The 18407-nt window shown below is 65.6% G+C and carries 31 protein-coding genes; all 31 read left to right on the forward strand.

Annotated features, from left to right (window positions below; all coding sequences use genetic code 11):
- Positions 1 to 28: 28 nt before the first annotated feature.
- The 31 genes from rpsJ to ASF21_RS06175 all read left to right on the forward strand — a co-directional run bounded on the left by rpsJ (position 29) and on the right by ASF21_RS06175 (position 18384).
- Positions 29 to 337 (forward strand): 30S ribosomal protein S10, encoded by a 309-nt coding sequence (rpsJ, locus tag ASF21_RS06025; RefSeq protein ID WP_026531952.1) that lies wholly within the window; start codon positions 29 to 31, stop codon positions 335 to 337.
- 16 nt (positions 338 to 353) lie between these two features.
- A complete protein-coding gene (gene rplC, locus ASF21_RS06030; protein ID WP_055768063.1) occupies positions 354 to 1010 on the forward strand; it encodes a 50S ribosomal protein L3 in 657 nt (218 codons plus the stop codon).
- A gap of 4 nt (positions 1011 to 1014) precedes the next feature.
- Complete coding sequence (gene rplD, locus ASF21_RS06035) at positions 1015 to 1638, forward strand: 50S ribosomal protein L4 (RefSeq protein WP_055768067.1); 624 nt, start codon at positions 1015 to 1017, stop codon at positions 1636 to 1638.
- On the forward strand, positions 1635 to 1940 hold the full coding sequence (gene rplW, locus ASF21_RS06040; RefSeq protein ID WP_049829181.1) for a 50S ribosomal protein L23: 306 nt from the start codon (positions 1635 to 1637) through the stop codon (positions 1938 to 1940). The genes rplD and rplW overlap by 4 nt, the downstream gene beginning before the upstream one ends.
- A 32-nt stretch (positions 1941 to 1972) precedes the next feature.
- Positions 1973 to 2812 carry a 50S ribosomal protein L2 gene (gene rplB, locus ASF21_RS06045; RefSeq protein ID WP_055768070.1) on the forward strand — a complete coding sequence of 280 codons (840 nt, stop codon included), beginning with the start codon at positions 1973 to 1975 and terminating at the stop codon, positions 2810 to 2812.
- Positions 2813 to 2824: 12 nt separating this feature from the next.
- On the forward strand, positions 2825 to 3106 hold the full coding sequence (rpsS, locus tag ASF21_RS06050) for a 30S ribosomal protein S19 (RefSeq protein ID WP_026549122.1): 282 nt from the start codon (positions 2825 to 2827) through the stop codon (positions 3104 to 3106).
- A gap of 37 nt (positions 3107 to 3143) precedes the next feature.
- Complete coding sequence (gene rplV, locus ASF21_RS06055) at positions 3144 to 3509, forward strand: 50S ribosomal protein L22 (RefSeq protein ID WP_055768073.1); 366 nt, start codon at positions 3144 to 3146, stop codon at positions 3507 to 3509.
- The gene (gene rpsC, locus ASF21_RS06060) at positions 3510 to 4358 is read left to right on the forward strand and encodes a 30S ribosomal protein S3 (RefSeq protein WP_055768076.1); all 849 of its coding nucleotides are present in this window, start codon (positions 3510 to 3512) and stop codon (positions 4356 to 4358) included. It abuts the gene before it with no gap.
- Positions 4359 to 4775, forward strand: coding sequence for a 50S ribosomal protein L16 (gene rplP, locus ASF21_RS06065; protein ID WP_049829176.1), 417 nt, complete (start codon positions 4359 to 4361; stop codon positions 4773 to 4775).
- Positions 4776 to 4777: 2 nt separating this feature from the next.
- Complete coding sequence (gene rpmC / locus ASF21_RS06070) at positions 4778 to 5122, forward strand: 50S ribosomal protein L29 (RefSeq protein WP_055768078.1); 345 nt, start codon at positions 4778 to 4780, stop codon at positions 5120 to 5122.
- Positions 5119 to 5430 carry a 30S ribosomal protein S17 gene (gene rpsQ / locus ASF21_RS06075; RefSeq protein WP_055768082.1) on the forward strand — a complete coding sequence of 104 codons (312 nt, stop codon included), beginning with the start codon at positions 5119 to 5121 and terminating at the stop codon, positions 5428 to 5430. Before rpmC ends, rpsQ begins: the two co-directional genes overlap by 4 nt.
- 324 nt (positions 5431 to 5754) lie before the next feature.
- Positions 5755 to 6123 carry a 50S ribosomal protein L14 gene (gene rplN, locus ASF21_RS06080; RefSeq protein ID WP_049829173.1) on the forward strand — a complete coding sequence of 123 codons (369 nt, stop codon included), beginning with the start codon at positions 5755 to 5757 and terminating at the stop codon, positions 6121 to 6123.
- Between the two features lie 3 nt (positions 6124 to 6126).
- On the forward strand, positions 6127 to 6501 hold the full coding sequence (gene rplX, locus ASF21_RS06085; RefSeq protein ID WP_055768085.1) for a 50S ribosomal protein L24: 375 nt from the start codon (positions 6127 to 6129) through the stop codon (positions 6499 to 6501).
- Positions 6501 to 7076 carry a 50S ribosomal protein L5 gene (rplE, locus tag ASF21_RS06090; protein WP_055768087.1) on the forward strand — a complete coding sequence of 192 codons (576 nt, stop codon included), beginning with the start codon at positions 6501 to 6503 and terminating at the stop codon, positions 7074 to 7076. Before rplX ends, rplE begins: the two co-directional genes overlap by 1 nt.
- Positions 7077 to 7163: 87 nt before the next feature.
- Entirely contained in the window at positions 7164 to 7562 is a 399-nt protein-coding gene (rpsH, locus tag ASF21_RS06095) for a 30S ribosomal protein S8 (protein ID WP_043440638.1), read from the forward strand.
- 18 nt (positions 7563 to 7580) lie between these two features.
- Positions 7581 to 8117: a 50S ribosomal protein L6 gene (gene rplF, locus ASF21_RS06100; RefSeq protein WP_055768089.1), complete on the forward strand. Its 537-nt coding sequence runs from the start codon at positions 7581 to 7583 to the stop codon at positions 8115 to 8117.
- A gap of 2 nt (positions 8118 to 8119) precedes the next feature.
- Entirely contained in the window at positions 8120 to 8503 is a 384-nt protein-coding gene (gene rplR, locus ASF21_RS06105) for a 50S ribosomal protein L18 (RefSeq protein WP_055768092.1), read from the forward strand.
- A 29-nt stretch (positions 8504 to 8532) separates the two neighbouring features.
- Positions 8533 to 9240 carry a 30S ribosomal protein S5 gene (rpsE, locus tag ASF21_RS06110; protein WP_157365753.1) on the forward strand — a complete coding sequence of 236 codons (708 nt, stop codon included), beginning with the start codon at positions 8533 to 8535 and terminating at the stop codon, positions 9238 to 9240.
- Positions 9240 to 9458, forward strand: coding sequence for a 50S ribosomal protein L30 (rpmD, locus tag ASF21_RS06115; protein ID WP_055768095.1), 219 nt, complete (start codon positions 9240 to 9242; stop codon positions 9456 to 9458). Before rpsE ends, rpmD begins: the two co-directional genes overlap by 1 nt.
- Positions 9458 to 9946, forward strand: coding sequence for a 50S ribosomal protein L15 (rplO, locus tag ASF21_RS06120; RefSeq protein WP_055768097.1), 489 nt, complete (start codon positions 9458 to 9460; stop codon positions 9944 to 9946). The genes rpmD and rplO overlap by 1 nt, the downstream gene beginning before the upstream one ends.
- Before the next feature lie 224 nt (positions 9947 to 10170).
- Complete coding sequence (gene secY / locus ASF21_RS06125; RefSeq protein WP_055768099.1) at positions 10171 to 11481, forward strand: preprotein translocase subunit SecY; 1311 nt, start codon at positions 10171 to 10173, stop codon at positions 11479 to 11481.
- Between the two features lie 5 nt (positions 11482 to 11486).
- Positions 11487 to 12050 (forward strand): adenylate kinase, encoded by a 564-nt coding sequence (locus tag ASF21_RS06130; protein WP_055768102.1) that lies wholly within the window; start codon positions 11487 to 11489, stop codon positions 12048 to 12050.
- Positions 12051 to 12056: 6 nt separating this feature from the next.
- On the forward strand, positions 12057 to 12884 hold the full coding sequence (gene map, locus ASF21_RS06135; protein WP_055768105.1) for a type I methionyl aminopeptidase: 828 nt from the start codon (positions 12057 to 12059) through the stop codon (positions 12882 to 12884).
- Positions 12885 to 13172: 288 nt separating this feature from the next.
- Entirely contained in the window at positions 13173 to 13394 is a 222-nt protein-coding gene (gene infA, locus ASF21_RS06140) for a translation initiation factor IF-1 (protein ID WP_019481515.1), read from the forward strand.
- 21 nt (positions 13395 to 13415) lie between these two features.
- The gene (gene rpmJ, locus ASF21_RS06145) at positions 13416 to 13529 is read left to right on the forward strand and encodes a 50S ribosomal protein L36 (RefSeq protein ID WP_043440658.1); all 114 of its coding nucleotides are present in this window, start codon (positions 13416 to 13418) and stop codon (positions 13527 to 13529) included.
- A 163-nt stretch (positions 13530 to 13692) separates the two neighbouring features.
- The gene (gene rpsM / locus ASF21_RS06150) at positions 13693 to 14070 is read left to right on the forward strand and encodes a 30S ribosomal protein S13 (protein ID WP_043440660.1); all 378 of its coding nucleotides are present in this window, start codon (positions 13693 to 13695) and stop codon (positions 14068 to 14070) included.
- A gap of 140 nt (positions 14071 to 14210) precedes the next feature.
- Positions 14211 to 14612, forward strand: coding sequence for a 30S ribosomal protein S11 (gene rpsK, locus ASF21_RS06155; RefSeq protein ID WP_019481517.1), 402 nt, complete (start codon positions 14211 to 14213; stop codon positions 14610 to 14612).
- 150 nt (positions 14613 to 14762) lie between these two features.
- Positions 14763 to 15773, forward strand: coding sequence for a DNA-directed RNA polymerase subunit alpha (locus ASF21_RS06160; protein ID WP_055769255.1), 1011 nt, complete (start codon positions 14763 to 14765; stop codon positions 15771 to 15773).
- Between the two features lie 67 nt (positions 15774 to 15840).
- Positions 15841 to 16449 carry a 50S ribosomal protein L17 gene (rplQ, locus tag ASF21_RS06165; RefSeq protein WP_055768108.1) on the forward strand — a complete coding sequence of 203 codons (609 nt, stop codon included), beginning with the start codon at positions 15841 to 15843 and terminating at the stop codon, positions 16447 to 16449.
- Positions 16450 to 16471: 22 nt separating this feature from the next.
- Positions 16472 to 17443 (forward strand): tRNA pseudouridine synthase A, encoded by a 972-nt coding sequence (locus ASF21_RS06170; RefSeq protein ID WP_055768111.1) that lies wholly within the window; start codon positions 16472 to 16474, stop codon positions 17441 to 17443.
- 119 nt (positions 17444 to 17562) lie between these two features.
- Entirely contained in the window at positions 17563 to 18384 is an 822-nt protein-coding gene (locus ASF21_RS06175; protein WP_055768116.1) for a DUF4397 domain-containing protein, read from the forward strand.
- Positions 18385 to 18407: the final 23 nt, after the last annotated feature.

Genomic DNA, 18407 nt, shown 5'->3' on the forward strand with positions numbered 1-18407 from the left:
AGTTATGTAGAGAGAGAGTCGAGACGCCATGGCGGGACAAAAAATCCGCATCCGGCTGAAGTCATATGACCACGAGGTCATCGATGTTTCAGCCCGGAAGATCGTTGAGACGGTGACGCGCGCAGGCGCAACGGTAGTGGGCCCCGTGCCCCTGCCCACGGAGAAGAACGTTTTCGTTGTCATCCGGTCCCCGCACAAGTACAAGGACAGCCGTGAGCACTTCGAAATGCGTACTCACAAGCGCCTGATCGACATCATTGATCCCACGCCCAAGGCCGTCGATTCGCTGATGCGTCTCGACCTGCCTGCGGACGTGAACATCGAAATCAAGCTGTAAGGGAGAGCGGATACACATGCCTACTTCACTTACGCGCCAGGTAAAAGGCCTGCTGGGCATCAAGCTCGGCATGACCCAGGTCTGGGACGAGAACAACATCCTCATCCCCGTCACCGTCGTCCAGGCTGACTCGAACGTCATCACGCAGCTCCTCGACGAGGAGAAGGACGGCTACACCGCCGTGCAGATCGGCTTCGGCCAGATCGATCCCCGCAAGGTCACCAAGCCGCTCGCCGGCCACTTCGAGAAGGCAGGCGTCACGCCTCGCCGTCACGTCGTCGAACTGCGGACCTCCGACGCCGACTCCTACTCGCTCGGTCAGGAACTCTCCGTCGGGATGTTCGAGGCCGGCCAGACGGTCGACGTCATCGGCACCACCAAGGGCAAGGGCTTCGCAGGCGTCATGAAGCGCCACGGTTTCCACGGCGTCGGTGCATCGCACGGTGCCCACAAGAACCACCGCAAGCCCGGTTCCATCGGTGGAGCATCCACCCCCAGCCGCGTCTTCCGTGGAATGAAAATGGCAGGCCGCATGGGTGCCGTTCGTCAGACCACGCTGAACCTCAAGGTTCACGCTGTCGACGCCGAGAAGTCGCTGCTGCTGATCAAGGGTGCCGTCCCCGGCGCCCGCGGCCAGGTCGTCCTCGTACGCACCGCCGTGAAGGGAGCATAGCCACATGGCTGCCAATCCAGTTCAGGTCGATCTCCCCGCGGAGATCTTCGACGCACAGACCAACGTGCCGCTGCTGCACCAGGTCGTCGTGGCTCAGCTTGCTGCCGCCCGCCAGGGCACGCACAAGACGAAGACGCGCGCCGAGGTCAGCGGTGCAGGCCGCAAGCCGTTCAAGCAGAAGGGAACCGGTCGCGCCCGCCAGGGTTCGATCCGCGCACCCCACATGACCGGTGGTGGCGTCGTCCACGGACCCACGCCCCGCGACTACAGCCAGCGCACCCCCAAGAAGATGAAGGCTGCTGCACTGCGCGGCGCCCTCTCGGACCGGGCACGCAACGGTCGTATCCACGTTCTCGAGTCCCTGGTCGACGGCGGCAAGCCGTCCACCAAGGGTGCCATCGAGACCCTGCGCGCGATCTCCGAGCGGCCCCGCCTGCTCGTCGTGATCGAGCGTGCCAACGACGTCGCCGCACTGTCCGTGCGCAACGTCCCCGAGGTACACGTCCTTTATGTGGACCAGCTCAACACGTACGACGTGCTGGTGTCCGACGACGTGATCTTCACCAAGGCAGCCTACGACCAGTTCGTCGGTTCGGCTGATGTCATCACCGAGGAGGATGCCACGTGAGCGGCAGCATCGCAAAGGACCCGCGCGACGTCGTCATTGCACCCGTCGTCTCGGAGAAGAGCTACGGCCTGATCGACGAAGGCAAGTACACCTTCCTGGTCGACCCCCGCTCGAACAAGGAAGAGATCAAGCTGGCGGTCGAGAAGATCTTCTCCGTGAAGGTCGACTCGATCAACACCATCAACCGGGTTGGCAAGCGCAAGCGCACCAAGTTCGGCTGGGGTCAGCGCAAGGGCACCAAGCGTGCCATCGTGTCCCTCAAAGAGGGCTCGATCGACATCTTCGGCGGTCCGCTCTCCTGAGAGCGGAGACCACTTTAACGAGGAATTGAGTTATGGGAATCCGTAAATACAAGCCGACAACCCCGGGCCGTCGTGGCTCGAGCGTTGCCGACTTCGCAGAAATCACCCGGTCGACACCGGAGAAGTCGTTGGTCCGTCCCCTTCCCAAGAAGGGTGGACGCAACAACACCGGTAAGATCACGACCCGCCACAAGGGTGGTGGACACAAGCGTCAGTACCGTCTGATCGACTTCCGCCGCCACGACAAGGACGGCGTCGACGCCCGCGTCGCGGAGATCGAATACGATCCGAACCGCACCGCGCGCATCGCCCTGCTGCACTACGTCGACGGCACCAAGCGCTACATCGTCGCACCCAACAAGCTCAAGCAGGGTGACTTCGTCGAGGCCGGCGCCGGGGCGGACATCAAGCCCGGCAACAACCTGCCGCTGCGTAACATCCCCGTGGGTACCGTCATCCACGCCGTCGAGCTCCGACCGGGTGGCGGCGCGAAGATGGCACGCTCCGCCGGTGCCTCGGTCCAGCTCGTCGCCAAGGAAGGCCGCTTCGCCCAGCTGCGACTGCCCTCCGGCGAGATCCGCAACGTCGACGTCCGCTGCCGCGCGACGATCGGCGAGGTCGGCAACGCCGAGCAGTCGAACATCAACTGGGGCAAGGCCGGCCGTAACCGCTGGAAGGGCATCCGCCCGACCGTCCGCGGTGTCGCCATGAACCCGGTCGACCACCCGCACGGTGGTGGCGAGGGCAAGACCTCCGGTGGACGCCACCCGGTCAACCCGAACGGTAAGGCCGAAGGCCGCACCCGTCGCCCCAACAAAGAGAGCGATTCACTCATCGTGCGTCGCCGTCGTTCCGGCAAGAACAAGCGATAGGAGCCTGGAGACATGCCACGCAGCCTGAAGAAAGGCCCCTTCGTCGATCAGCACCTTTATGTAAAGGTCGCTCGCGAGAACGAATCGGGCACGAAGAACGTCATCAAGACGTGGTCCCGCCGCTCCATGATCGTCCCCGACATGCTCGGGCACACGATCGCGGTGCACGACGGACGCAAGCACATCCCGGTGTTCGTCACCGAGTCGATGGTCGGGCACAAGCTCGGCGAATTCGCTCCCACGCGGACCTTCCGCGGCCATGTTAAGGACGACCGCAAGGGCAAGCGCCGCTAGGCGCTGCTCTTACGGCTAAGACGAGAGAAGGAAAGCAATGGAAGCCAAGGCTATTGCGCGTCATATCCGCGTAACGCCTATGAAGGCCCGGCGCGTCGTCAACCTTGTTCGTGGTAAGCAGGCGAATGAGGCTCTGGCTATTCTGAAGTTTGCCCCACAGGTTGCTTCGGAGCCGGTATTCAAGGTGGTCCAGTCGGCGATGGCCAACGCACGAGTCCTCGCGGACCGTGACGGCGTCGCCTTCGACGAGGACAACCTCATCATCAGCGAGGCATTTGTTGATGAAGGCCCCACGATGAAGCGGTTCCGGCCGCGCGCCCAGGGCCGTGCGTTCCGCATCAACAAGCGGACCAGCCACATCACGGTTGTCGTCGCTACCCCTGAGAAAGTGGAGGTCCGCTAAGTGGGACAGAAAGTAAACCCGCATGGGTTCCGACTCGGCATCACCACCGACCACAGGTCACATTGGTTCGCCGACAGCAACAAGCCGGGCCAGCGCTACCGCGACTTCGTTCGTGAGGACATCAAGATCCGCCAGCTGATGTCGACCGGCATGGACCGCGCCGGCATCGCGAAGGTCGAGATCGAGCGCACCCGCGACCGTGTCCGCGTGGACATCCACACGGCACGTCCCGGTATCGTGATCGGCCGTCGTGGAGCCGAGGCGGACCGCATCCGCGGCGAGCTCGAGAAGCTCACCGGCAAGCAGGTCCAGCTGAACATCCTCGAGGTCAAGAACCCCGAGATCGAGGCACAGCTCGTCGCCCAGGGCATCGCTGAGCAGCTCTCCTCCCGCGTGGCCTTCCGGCGCGCGATGAAGAAGGCCATGCAGTCCGCCCAGCGTGCGGGAGCCAAGGGCATCCGTGTCCAGTGCTCCGGTCGCCTGGGTGGCGCCGAGATGAGCCGTTCGGAGTTCTACCGCGAGGGACGCGTTCCCCTGCACACGCTCCGCGCCAACATCGACTACGGCTTCTTTGAAGCGAAGACCACCTTCGGCCGCATCGGCGTGAAGGTCTGGATCTACAAGGGTGACGTCACGGCGAAGGAACTCGCAGCCCAGGCTGCCGCTGCTCCTTCCCGCGGCCGCGGTGGAGACCGTCCGGGCCGTGGCCCTGCCGGCGCCGACCGTGGTGGCGACCGTGGCGGAGACCGTCGTCGTCGCGCTCCCGAGCGTTCCGAGGGCCAGGGTGCGTCAGCACCCGCCGAGACCGCCGCAGCTTCTACAGCCGCGACTGAAGGAGGACAGGCTTAAATGCTTATCCCACGTCGAGTCAAGTTCCGTAAGCAGCACCACCCGGGTCGCTCGGGCGCTGCTACGGGCGGTACCGAGGTCAGCTTCGGCGAGTGGGGTATCCAGGCGCTGAGCCCGGCATACGTCACCAACCGGCAGATCGAGTCCGCTCGTATCGCCATGACCCGCCACATCAAGCGTGGCGGCAAGGTCTGGATCAACATCTATCCGGACCGCCCGTTGACCAAGAAGCCTGCCGAGACCCGCATGGGTTCCGGTAAGGGTTCGCCCGAGTGGTGGGTGGCCAACGTCAAGCCAGGACGTGTTCTCTTCGAACTGTCCGGTGTTTCCGAAGAGGTAGCCCGCGAAGCCCTGCGCCTCGCGATCCACAAGCTGCCGTTGAAGGCACGCATCGTGCGTCGTGAGGGTGGTGAATAGTTATGGCTCTGGGTTCAAAGGAACTGGCAACAGACCAGCTGGACGGCTTCGACAAGGACCGTCTGGTGGAAGAACTGCGCAAGGCCAAGGAGGAGCTGTTCAACCTCCGATTCCAGTCGGCCACCGGCCAGCTGGAGAGCCACGGTCGCCTTCGCTCGGTCAAGCGCGACATCGCCCGCATCTACACGGTGCTGCGTGAGCGCGAACTGGGTATCCGTCCCGAGGTCGTCGCTCCCGTCGAGGAAGCGAAGCCCGCAAAGGCGGAGAAGCCCAAGAAGGCCAAGAAGGCAGCCACGAAGGACGAACCTTCCGTGAGCACCGAGGCTTCTGAGGAGGACGCCGAATGAGTGAGCAGCAGAGCGAGACGACCGTAGGAACCGAGAAGGCCGTCCACGGCGCCGACTCGCGCGGCTACCGCAAGGTACGCCGTGGCTACGTCGTCTCGGACAAGATGGAGAAGACCATCGTCGTCGAGGTCGAGGACCGCGTGAAGCACGCACTGTACGGCAAGGTGCTTCGCCGCAGCTCCAAGGTCAAGGCGCACGACGAGAACAACACCGCCGGCATCGGCGACATGGTCCTCATCAGCGAGACCCGCCCGCTGTCCGCCACCAAGCGGTGGCGCCTGGTCGAGGTCATCGAGAAGGCCAAGTAGCACCTGAGCACCACCAGGGACCGGCGCGCCGGCTCCCGACCGGGATGCCCCGGACACGATTTCGTGTCCGGGGCATTCTCGCGATACCATGAGAATCTTGTCTGTCTGGTGGGTTGGCGCATGCCCTCACGAGGTTCCCTCGCGGGTGACCCTCACACCGGGCAAATAGGCAAAAGCCCGATGATCTTGTTCACCACCCCACGCAGGTATTCTGCAGGACCGTGCGCCCAGGCGCACGCGTGGTGAGGACCAGTATCTCGGGGCCCACCCATATCCGTTCCGCAAGGCTCGATGAGAGAACCGGCGCGACGACAGGAGTAATCAGTGATTCAGCAGGAGTCGCGGCTAAAGGTCGCCGACAACACGGGGGCCAAGGAAATCTTGACCATCCGCGTTCTCGGAGGATCCGGGCGCCGCTACGCAGGCATCGGCGACGTCATCGTCGCCACGGTGAAGGACGCCATCCCGGGCGGCAACGTCAAGAAGGGCGACGTCGTCAAGGCGGTCATCGTCCGCACCAAGAAGGAACGCCGCCGTGCGGACGGTTCCTACATCAAGTTCGACGAGAACGCAGCAGTGATCCTGAAGAACGACGGCGACCCCCGCGGTACCCGTATCTTCGGCCCTGTCGGTCGCGAGCTCCGCGACAAGCGTTTCATGAAGATCATCTCGCTGGCGCCGGAGGTGCTGTAGTCCATGGCACAGAAGACAAAGCTCAAGATCAAGAAGGGTGACCTCGTGCAGGTCATCACCGGAGCCAAGCAGGAACGCGGCGGAGACCGCGGCAAGCAGGGCAAGGTCCTCAAGGTGTTCCCCGAGTCCAACCGCGTCCTCGTGGAAGGCATCAACCGGATCACCAAGCACACCAAGGTCGGGCAGTCGCAGCGCGGCACCAAGACCGGTGGCATCGAGGTCGTCGAGGCGCCGGTGCACATCAGCAACGTGGCCGTCGTCGATCCGGAGACCAAGAAGCCGACGCGCGTCGGATACCGCACCGAGACCGTCGAGCGCGACGGCCGTGAGCGCGTTGTCCGCGTCCGCATCGCCAAGTCATCAGGGAAGGATCTGTAATGACTGTCGAGACCACAGAGACCAAGGTTCTTCCCCGTCTCAAGGCCCGCTACGCGGCCGAGATCAAGGCGACCCTGCAGGAGCAGTTCAACTACTCCAACGTGAACCAGGTCCCCCGCCTGGTCAAGGTCGTCGTGAACATGGGTGTCGGTGACGCCGCCAAGGACTCCAAGCTGATCGACGGGGCCGTCAAGGACCTCACGGCGATCACGGGCCAGAAGCCCCAGGTCACCAAGGCCCGCAAGTCCATCGCGCAGTTCAAGCTCCGTGAGGGAATGCCCATCGGTGCACACGCGACCCTGCGTGGAGACCGCATGTGGGAATTCACGGACCGCCTCATCTCCCTCGCACTGCCCCGTATCCGCGACTTCCGCGGCCTCAACGGCAAGCAGTTCGACGGCAACGGCAACTACACCTTCGGCCTCACGGAGCAGTCGATGTTCCACGAGATCGACCAGGACCGTATCGACCGTGTACGTGGCATGGACATCACCGTCGTCACGACCGCCAAGACCGACGCCGAGGGCCGCGCGCTCCTCAAGGCGCTCGGCTTCCCCTTCAAATCCGAAGATTAATCTAACTACGTTGCAGGTCCGCTCCAGCCGGCACCCTGAGTGCCGGACGGAGACCGGAAACCGTTTCGAGGAAGGGCAAGAGCCCACATGACAATGACAGATCCTGTCGCAGACATGCTCACGCGTCTGCGCAACGCAAACTCGGCTTACCACGACTCCGTGTCCATGCCGTACAGCAAGCTGAAGGCCCGCGTCGCGGACATCCTGAAGGCCGAGGGCTACATCGCCGGCTGGAAGGAAGAGGAAGCGGAGGTCGGCAAGAAGCTGACCATCGACCTCAAGTTCGGCCCGGACCGCCAGCGCTCCATCGCCGGCATCCGCCGCATCTCCAAGCCGGGCCTCCGCGTGTACGCCAAGTCCACCAATCTGCCGCACGTGCTCGGCGGACTCGGCATCGCCATCCTGTCCACGTCCTCCGGTCTGCTCACGGACCGCCAGGCATCCAAGAAGGGTGTAGGTGGGGAAGTCCTCGCCTACGTCTGGTAACGGGAAAGGGAACAGAACATGTCACGTATTGGACGTCTCCCCATCACCGTTCCTGCCGGTGTCGACATCACGGTCGACGGCAACGTCGTCTCGGTCAAGGCCGCCAAGGGCGAACTGAGCCACAGGGTGCCCAGCCCCATCGAGGTCACCCTCGACGGCGGGATCCTCACCGTCTCCCGGCCGAACGACGAGCGCGAGTCGCGCTCACTGCACGGCCTGACGCGCACGCTGATCTCCAACATGATCGTCGGAGTCACCGAGGGCTACAAGAAGAACCTCGAGATCGTCGGCACCGGTTACCGCGTGCAGGCGAAGGGCAGTGACCTCGAGTTCGCCCTGGGCTACAGCCACCCGGTGGCCGTCAAGGCTCCCGAGGGCATCACCCTGACCGTGGACAGCCCCACCAAGCTCTCGGTCGCGGGCATCAACAAGCAGCAGGTCGGCGAGGTCGCTGCAACCATCCGCAAGCTGCGCAAGCCCGACCCGTACAAGGGCAAGGGCATCCGCTACGCAGGCGAGATCATCCGCCGCAAGGTCGGAAAGGCTGGTAAGTAACCATGGGTCTGAGCATCAACAAGAAGCGCAGCTCGAAGAGCAAGTCCGCCTCGCGTGGACGTCGCCACCTCCGTGTACGCAAGCGCGTCTCGGGTACGGCCGTGCGTCCCCGCCTGGTCGTCAACCGTTCGGCCCGCCACGTCTTCGTGCAGGTCGTCGACGACACCAAGGGCATGACCGTCGCCTCGGCATCCACCCTCGAAGCGGACCTCCGGTCCTTCGACGGTGACAAGACCGCCAAGGCCAAGCGCGTCGGCGAGCTCGTCGCGGCACGGGCCATGGCTGCCGGCGTCGAGGCCGTCGTCTTCGACCGCGGTGGCAACAAGTACCACGGTCGGGTTGCAGCCATCGCAGACGGTGCACGTGAAGGTGGGCTGTCACTGTGACCGAGGAAACCAAGGCAAAGGAAGCCCCATTGAATACGGCTACAGAGCAGCCCGCGGCCGAAGCTCCGGCTGTAGGCGCAACCGACACCGCGTCGGCTGACGCCAACCGCTCCAACGCGCGGGGCAACTCGCGCGGCGGTGACCAGCGCGGCGGCAACGCCCGCGGTGGCGAGCGCGGCGGCCGTGGCGGCCGTGACGGCGGTCGGAACGACGACAAGGACAAGTTCATCGAACGCGTCGTCACCATCAACCGCGTCGCGAAGGTCGTCAAGGGCGGCCGTCGCTTCAGCTTCACCGCCCTCGTGGTGGTCGGCGACGGCAACGGCATGGTCGGCGTCGGTTATGGAAAGGCGAAGGAAGTTCCCTCCGCCATCCAGAAGGCCGTCGAGGAAGCCAAGAAGACGATGTTCCGCGTTCCGCGGATCGGTGGCACCGTCCCGCACCTGGTACAGGGCGAGGCCGCAGCCGGCGTCGTGCTGCTCCGTCCCGCGTCCCCGGGTACCGGTGTGATCGCCGGCGGTCCGGTGCGTGCGGTGCTCGAGTGCGTCGGCATCCACGACGTCCTCTCGAAGTCGCTCGGTTCGGCGAACGCCATCAACATCGTTCACGCGACCGTCGATGCCCTGAAGCGCCTCGAAGAGCCCCAGGCAGTCGCGGCCCGCCGTGGCCTGCCCCTCGACGAGGTCGCATCCCACCAGATGCTGCGCGCGATCGCAGCTCAGAAGGCAGGTGCGTGATGACCGCCATCACTCCGAAGCGCGTAGTCGTGAGCACCAAGCAGCTCTCGATCACACAGATCAAGTCCGCCATCGGCGGCAAGCAGAACCAGCGCGACACGCTGCGGTCGCTCGGCCTCAAGCGGATCGGCCACACCGTGGTCCGTGAAGCGGACGCCGTCACCGTCGGCATGGTCAACACGGTTCCGCACCTCTTGAAGGTTGAGGAGGCCAACTAATGGCAGAGAAGAACACTGCGGCTCCGGCCGCCAGCGAGGAGCGCGTCCACGCCCTCAAGGTCCACCACCTGCGTCCCGCCCCGGGTGCCAAGACGGCGAAGACCCGTGTCGGCCGTGGTGAGGGTTCGAAGGGTAAGACCGCCGGACGTGGAACCAAGGGAACCGCAGCGCGCTACCAGGTGAAGGCAGGATTCGCGGGTGGCCAGTTGCCCCTGCACATGCGCCTTCCGAAGCTGCGCGGTTTCAAGAACCCGTTCCGCGTGGAGTTCCAGGTCGTCAACCTGGACAAGCTGTCCGAGCTGTACCCCGACGGCGGCGACGTCACGGTGGACAGCCTGGTGGCGAACGGTGCGGTCCGCAAGAACCAGCCCGTCAAGGTGCTGGGCACGGGCGAGATCACGGTTTCCGTGAACGTCTCGGCCGACGCCTTCTCCGCCTCCGCTGCGGAGAAGATTGTCGCTGCGGGCGGAACCGTCACCGAACTGTAGGCCACTGGCCGTCTCCTTTCCCGTGTGTCGGGGGAGGGGACGGCTGTGATCGACAGCACTGAGGAACTAGACTTCTGGTGGGCAGGACCGAATCGGCCCACCAGGAGTCTTTTTTCGGCTCCGGCCACCCCAGGGCCGGCGTGAGTCTCGCGCCGGCGACCAACCGTTAGACTCGGTTGTTGTGCACGGTCCGCCACAGGACCAACAGACCTTCAGGAGGACGCTTGCTTAGCGCTATTGGCCGGGCATTCCGGACGCCAGACTTGCGGCGCAAGCTGTTGTTCACGCTGGGAATCATCACCATCTTCCGCCTCGGGGCCTTCATCCCCGCCCCGGGAGTCGACTACGGCAACGTCCAGCAGTGCCTGGACCTCGGCAACACCGACGGCGGCCTGTACCAGTTCGTCAACCTCTTCAGCGGCGGAGCCCTCCTGCAGGTCTCGATCTTCGCGCTGGGCATCATGCCGTATATCACCGCGAGCATCATCACCCAGCTCCTCCGGGTGGTCATTCCCCGCTTCCAGGAGCTGCACCAGGAAGGCGCCCAGGGCCAGTCCAAACTGACCCAGTACACGCGTTACCTGACGATCGCCCTCGGTCTCCTCAATGCCACGACCCTCGTCTCGCTGGCGCGCTCGGGAGCATTGCTCGGCAACTGTCCCGTCCCGCTGATCCCGGACGATTCGCTCATCACGATCATCCTCCTGATCATCACCCTGACTGCCGGCACCGGCCTGATCATGTGGATGGGCGAGCTCATCACCGAGCGCGGCGTCGGCAACGGCATGTCGCTGCTCATCTTCACTGCGATCGCGGCCGGGTTCCCGACCTCGCTGGGTGAGATCTTCCGTACCCAGGGTGCCACCGTGTTCGCGTTCGTGCTCCTGATGGGCGTCGTCGTCGTCGCCCTCGTGATCTTCGTGGAGCAGTCGCAGCGCCGCATCCCGGTCCAGTACGCCAAGCGGATGGTCGGCCGCCGCACGCTCGGCGGCAGCAGCACGTACATCCCCATCAAGGTCAACATGGCGGGTGTCATCCCCGTGATCTTCGCGTCGTCGATGCTGTACCTGCCGAGCCTGATCGCACAGTTCAACACGCCGCAGGACGGGACACCGCCCGCCGACTGGGTCAATTGGATCACCACGTACCTCACCAGTGGCGACCACCCGCTCTACATGGCGATGTACTTCCTGCTGATCGTCTTCTTCACGTACTTCTACGTCGCCATCACGTTCAACCCGGACGAGGTCTCCGACAACATGAAGAAGTACGGCGGCTTCATCCCGGGCATCAGGGCAGGCCGGCCCACGGCCGAGTACCTGCAGTACGTGCTCTCCCGCATCACCCTGCCGGGCGCCATCTATCTCGGTCTCGTGGCGCTCATCCCGCTGATCGCCCTCGTGGCGATCGGCGCCAACCAGAACTTCCCCTTCGGCGGCACGTCGATCCTGATCATGGTGGGCGTGGGGCTGGAGACCGTCAAGCAGATCGACGCGCAGCTCCAGCAGCGTCACTACGAAGGGTTGTTGCGTTGACGAGAATGCTCATCATCGGTCCTCCGGGTTCCGGCAAGGGAACCCAGGCGGCCCGGATCTCGGAACGTCTCGCCGTCGTGGCAATCTCGACCGGGGACATCTTCCGCGACAACGTCAAGCGCGAGACCCCGCTGGGACTCGAGGCGAAGAAGTTCATGGACGCCGGGGACTTCGTTCCCGACAGTGTCACGAACAGCATGGTGCGCGATCGGCTCGCGGCGGAGGACGTCCGGGAGGGCTTCCTCCTCGACGGGTACCCGCGCACCGCCGTCCAGGTGACGGAGCTCGACGACATCCTGCGGGAGAACGCGCTCGACCTCGACGTCGTCCTCCAGCTCACGGCCGATGACGAGGAACTGGTCACGAGGCTCCTCGGACGGGCGCAGCTCGACGGACGGTCGGACGACAACGAGCGGGTCATCAGGCACCGCCTCGGGCTCTACCACGACCAGACCGAGGCCGTCGTGTCGAGGTACGAGGAGCGGGGGATCGTGACGAAGGTGGACGGGATCGGCTCGATCGACGAAGTCACCGAGCGCGTCATGGCAGCGCTCAAGGTCGCGAGCTAGGACCGCATGTTCCGTCAGCCGAAGGTCGAGTACAAAACCGGCGAGCAGATGCTCGTCATGCGCGATGCCGGCCTGGTGCTGTCCAGGGCGCTCGACGAAGCAGTCGCCGCCGTGCGGGTGGGCGTGACCACGGCGGAGCTCAACGGGGTGTTCGAGGCCGTCCTGCAGGAGGAGGGCGCGACGTCGAACTTCCTCGGGTACCACGGGTTCCCGGCCAGCATCTGCACCTCGGTGAACCACGAGGTGGTCCACGGGATCCCGGGCGGATATGCACTGCAGGACGGGGACATCATCTCGATCGACGGCGGCGCCGTCGTCAGGGGCTGGCACTCCGACTCTGCGCGGACCGTGATCGCGGGGACGCCTCGGCCGGAGGACGTCCGGTTGTCCCGCATCACCGAGGAAGCCATGTGGCGGGGTATCGCAGCGCTCGCCTCCGCGCGGTTCGTCGGCGACATCGGCGCGGCGATCGACGACTACGTCTCGTCCGTCCCGGGGCCGGCACTCGGCATCCTGGAGGACTACGTGGGGCACGGAATCGGCACCCAGATGCATCAGGCGCCGGACGTCCTCAACTACAGGAGTTCGAATCGCGCGCCGAAGGTGCGGCCGGGCCTGTGCCTGGCCATCGAGCCGATGCTCGTGCAGGGCGGGTTGCAGACCACAGTGCTCGACGACGACTGGACGGTCGTGACCACGGACGGCAGGCGCGCCTCGCAGTGGGAGCACAGCGTCGCCGTGCACGACGCCGGCATCTGGGTGCTCTCCGCGCCGGACGGCGGAGCTTCCCGCCTGGAACCGCTCGGCGTCACACCGGTTCCCCTGCACGCGTGAGACAGGGGCTGCGCTCCGGCGCAGCTCGGCTCGATCCGCACGCCGCTCACTCCCCAAGGCCCTGCAGCCCGCTGCAGGGCCTTCGTCGTCCGCAGCGCGAGCCCCGGACGTGATTTAACCATTCGTGAAGAATGGAGTAGAGTCGTCTGTTGGTTGTCTCTGCTTTTCGTGCCCAATGGGCCCCGGAGACCGTTCTGCGGGACGAGCCCAGGCTCCCCGCAGGTCAGGCGATCAAAACCCCAAACCCGCCCACCGTACAAGTGGTGGGCATCGACGTTAGCGGAGGATATGGCCAAGAAAGACGGTGTCATTGAGATTGAAGGCACTGTGAACGAGGCGCTGCCCAATGCGATGTTCCGCGTTGAGTTGGCCAACGGTCACATTGTTCTCGCCCACATCTCGGGAAAGATGCGCCAGCACTACATCCGGATCCTTCCTGAGGACCGGGTCGTAGTGGAACTCAGCCCGTACGACCTCACCCGGGGCCGTATCGTCTACCGCTACAAATAAGAATCAACTCGAAGGAAAACCATGAAGGTCAACCCGAGCGTGAAGCGGATCTGCGAGAAGTGCCAGGTGGTTCGCCGCAAGGGCAACGTTCTCGTCATCTGCGAGAACCCGCGCCACAAGCAGCGCCAGGGCTGAGAACCTCTTCCAGAGGTTCTTCCCGCGCGTAGAAGTACATTCAACGGCAGAACAGCGTCCCGCAGGGGACGTACACCCCCGGCTCGGAGGCCGGGGACCGGAACGCAGGTTCCGGGCACGTTCTGCTCCACACCTCCGGCACCACTGAAGGAGCACCGCCACCATGGCACGTCTCGCTGGCGTAGACATCCCCCGCGAAAAGCGGGTAGTCATCGCGCTTACCTACATCTACGGCGTGGGCAAGACCCGTGCGGAGAAGACGATCGTCGACACGGGGATCTCCCCGAACACGCGCGTCAAGGACCTCTCCGACGTCGAGCTCGTCCAGCTCCGCGACTACATCGAGGGCAACTTCAAGGTCGAGGGTGACCTCCGCCGTGAGGTCGCCGCCGATATCCGCCGCAAGGTCGAGATCGGCAGCTACGAAGGCATTCGGCACCGCCGCGGCCTTCCCGTACGCGGACAGCGTACGAAGACCAACGCTCGCACCCGCAAGGGCCCGAAGCGCACGGTCGCAGGCAAGAAGAAGGTCGGACGCTAGATCCCCACCGGCTCCCTAACATGACTCGCTAGCGCTCGTCAGGCCAGGGGACCCTCGCCGGCGGAGGCCCCTGTTTGCGGGACCTCCAGCAGGATTCGATCCGACTCAATGCTTTACCCAATACCTTCGTAGGAGAAGTAATGCCCCCCAAGACTCGTGGAGCGGTGCGTAAGCCGCGTCGCAAGGACAAGAAGAACATCGCGCTCGGCCAGGCGCACATCAAGAGCACGTTCAACAACACCATCGTCTCCATCACGGACCCCAGCGGAGCAGTCATCTCCTGGGCCTCCGCCGGTGAGGTCGGTTTCAAGGGCTCGCGCAAGTCCACCCCGTTCGCTGCACAGATGGCTGCAGAGGCCGCTGCCAAGCGTGCGCAGGAGCACGGCGTCAAGAAGGTCGACGTCTTCGTGAAGGGTCCCGGATCCGGTCGCGAGACCGCGATCCGCTCGCTGCAGGCCACGGGCCTCGAGGTCGGATCCATCCAGGACGTCACCCCCAGCGCCCACAACGGATGCCGCCCGCCGAAGCGTCGCCGCGTCTGATCGGCCTGCCGTCACCGCACCGCCTTGCAGGAACGAGAGTTCCGGCAGGGCGGTTCGGTGCCGTTCCCGGTGGCTCCAGAGCCGGCTGACCAGCAGTCCCGCCCCACTGAGAAGCGTCATATAGCGGATGCTTCCTGAAAGGAAATGTACGTGCTCATTGCACAGCGCCCCACCCTGACTGAAGAAGTCGTCGCCGACAACCGCTCGCGGTTCGTCATCGAGCCCCTCGAGCCCGGCTTCGGTTACACCCTCGGCAACTCGCTCCGCCGCACGCTCCTGTCCTCGATCCCCGGCGCAGCCGTGACGAGCATCCGGATCGACGGCGTGCTGCACGAATTCACCACGGTTCCCGGTGTCAAGGAAGACGTCACCGAGATCATCCTGAACATCAAGAACCTTGCCGTCTCCTCGGAGCATGACGAGCCGGTCGTCGCCTACCTGCGTAAGCAGGGTCCCGGCGTCGTCACCGCGGCGGACATCGCGCCTCCCGCCGGCGTCGAGTTCCACAACCCGGACCTGCACATCGCGACGCTCAACTCGAAGGGCAAGTTCGAGCTCGAACTGACCATCGAGCGTGGCCGTGGCTACGTGTCCGCCTCGCAGAACAAGTCCGGCGACTCCGAGATCGGCCGGATCCCGGTCGACTCGATCTACTCGCCGGTCCTGAAGGTGACCTTCCGCGTGGAGGCCACCCGTGTGGAGCAGCGCACCGACTTCGACAAGCTGATCGTCGACGTCGAGACGAAGGATGCCATCGCCCCCCGCGACGCCGTCGCGTCCGCCGGCACCACCCTGGTGGAACTGTTCGGGCTCGCCCGCGAGCTGAACACCGCCGCCGAAGGCATCGAGATCGGCCCGTCGCCGACGGACGCCGCCCTGGCCGCCGACATGGCGCTGCCCATCGAGGACCTCGAACTGACGGTCCGCTCGTACAACTGCCTCAAGCGTGAGGGCATCCACTCCGTGGGTGAACTCGTTGCACGCTCCGAGGCCGACCTCATGGACATCCGCAACTTCGGTGCGAAGTCCATCGACGAGGTCAAGGCGAAGCTCGTCGAGCTCGGTCTGTCCCTGAAGGATTCCCCTCCCGGGTTCGACCTTGCCGCCCGCGCTGCCGCCATCGAAGAGGACGACGCCGCCTACGGCGACGAAGAGCTCTAACAACGCTATCTGCCCGCCCGCTGCTCCCCGGAGCGGCGGGCGGACACCCTAATGAGGAGAAAGAACCATGCCCACACCCACCAAGGGCCCACGCCTCGGAGGCGGTCCGGCGCACGAACGCCTGATGCTCGCCAACCTGGCCGCCTCACTGTTCGAGCACAAGCGCATCACCACCACGGTGACGAAGGCCAAGCGCCTCCGCCCCTACGCCGAGCGTCTGATCACGTTCGCGAAGAAGGGTGACCTCGCGTCGCGTCGCCGCGTCCTCGGCGTCATCAGCAGCAAGAGCATCGTCCACGAGCTGTTCACGGACATCGCGCCGGCCGTCGCCAACCGCGAGGGCGGCTACACCCGCATCACGAAGATCGGCAACCGCAAGGGCGACAACGCCCCCATGGCCGTCATCGAACTGGTGCTGGAGCCCATGTCGGCCAAGCAGTCCGTGGTCGCCGAGGCCGAGCAGGCCAAGGCTCCCGCCGCTGCCGCGCCGGTCGCCGAATCCGTCGACTCGCCCGAGTCCGCTGATTCCGTCGACTCGGTGGATTCCGCCGAGTCCGCTGAGTCCGCCGCATCTGCCGAAGAGGTAGCTGCGGAGGACACCACGGTCGACGCCGAAGCCGGCACCGCCGACGAGGTCGTCGTCGTCGAGGGCACCGTCGAGGACGAGAAGAAGTAATTCTTCCCACCCGACGAACGCCATGACCAGCCAGGAGCCCGCCGTACCCGAGAGGGACGGCGGGCTCCTGCGTGTCCGCCTCGATATCGCGTACGACGGATCGCCGTTCTCCGGCTGGGCACTGCAGCCCGGGCTCGTCACCGTCCAGGGCGTCCTCGAGGACGCCCTCTTCACACTGCTGAGGCGTCCCGTCCGGCTGACGGTCGGCGGGCGTACGGACGCGGGCGTCCACGCACGGGGGCAGGTGGCCCACGCCGACCTCACTGCCGGGGAATGGACCGGCATGGGGAGGGGACGTGAGGTCGACCCGGCGGACGCCTTCCGCCGCCGCCTGACCGGGACGATCAACCGCGTCCTCACCGACGGCATCAGCGGCAGGGGACGCTCCGTGCGGAACTCCGTCCCCGTCGTCGTCGTGCGTTCCGCTTCGCGTGCTCCTGAGGGATTCGACGCTCGCTTCTCGGCACTCTGGCGCCGGTACAGCTACGGGATCGCCGACGCGATGACGGGCCAGGACCCGCTCCACCGGCACACCACCCTGTGGTATCCGGCACCGCTCGACGTGGAACTGCTCAACGAGGGCGCCGCCCACCTGCTCGGCATGCAGGACTTCGCGGCCTTCTGCAAGCCGCGGGAGGGGTCCACGACCATCAGGGAACTGCAGCGCTACGAGTTCGTGCGGGGGCACGACGGAGCCATCACGGCGACTGTCCAGGCCGATGCCTTCTGCCACAACATGGTGCGCGCGCTGATCGGCTCGACGCTGCGGGTGGGTTCGGGGGAGATGCCGCCGGTCTGGCTGGCACAACGGCTCGCCGCCCGCCTCAAGGACGCACGGTCCATCCTCGCTGCCCCGCACCCCCTCGTGCTGGAGGAGATCGCCTATCCGGGGGAGGGCGAGCTCGCCGGCCGGGCCGCACTGACGCGTGCGCGCCGTACCTCCGGACACCTCTCCGACGGCTCATCGCAGGTCGTCGACCCGGACCAGGACTGAGACCGCCGGGGGCCGTTCCACTTCTTTTCGTCATCCTGCATCCAGGGCGGCCCTCCGGCCGGTAGTACGGGTGTAAGGATCAATCGGAGGCTCCACGGAGCCCGAACGAGGAGAAGAACATGCGCAAGAGCTTCTATGCCGTCGGTGCGGTCGCAGCACTGGGTGTCGCCGGTGTCGCCAGCCCCGCGATCGCGGCGGAGACGGCGGACACGGCCCAGCTGTCCGTCCTCCACGCCGTCCCCGATCTCACGGTGGACGTCTACGTCAACGGCGACCTGACCCTCGACGACTTCGCACCCGGAACCCTCGCCGGGCCCCTCGAGCTCCCCGCGGGCGACTACGAACTGGCCGTGACGGCAGCGGATGCCGCCGACGCCAGTGCCCCCGTCATCGGCCCGGTCACCGTGACCCTCGCAGCCGGCGGGAACTACACCGCCACGGCCAACCTCGACGCCGAGGGCGCGCCCACCGCGAACTTCTACACGAATGACGTCTCCGCGGTCGAGGCCGGGAAGTCGCGCCTCACCGTGCGGCACACCGCCGCCGCTCCCGCCGTCGACGTGCTGGCCGGCGGCGCGCCCGTGGTCGAGAACCTGAGCAACCCCGATGAGGCGACGCTCACGACGGATCCCGGCACGATCTCTGCAGCAGTCGCCGCCACGGGAACCACCGCGCCCGTGATCGGCCCGGCCGACCTCACGCTCGCCGAGGGCACCGCGACGATCGTGTACGCGTGGGGCAGTCTCGAGGACGGCAACCTCGCCCTCGCCACGCAGGCCATCGAGGGGCTCCACTCCGATCCCGCCGCCGTTCCGGGCGCCCAGGCAGGACCGGCGCAGGACAGCTCGGGGATGCTCCTGGGAGCGGGCGCGGTAGGCCTCGTACTGCTCTCCGGCGCCTTCGTGGCAGCTCGCGTGCGGGGTTCGCGCACGGCCGCATGAGCCGGCCGGCGGGGCTGGAGGCC

It is taken from the genome of Arthrobacter sp. Leaf234, from assembly GCF_001422665.1.
Classification (GTDB): Bacteria; Actinomycetota; Actinomycetes; order Actinomycetales; family Micrococcaceae; genus Arthrobacter_D.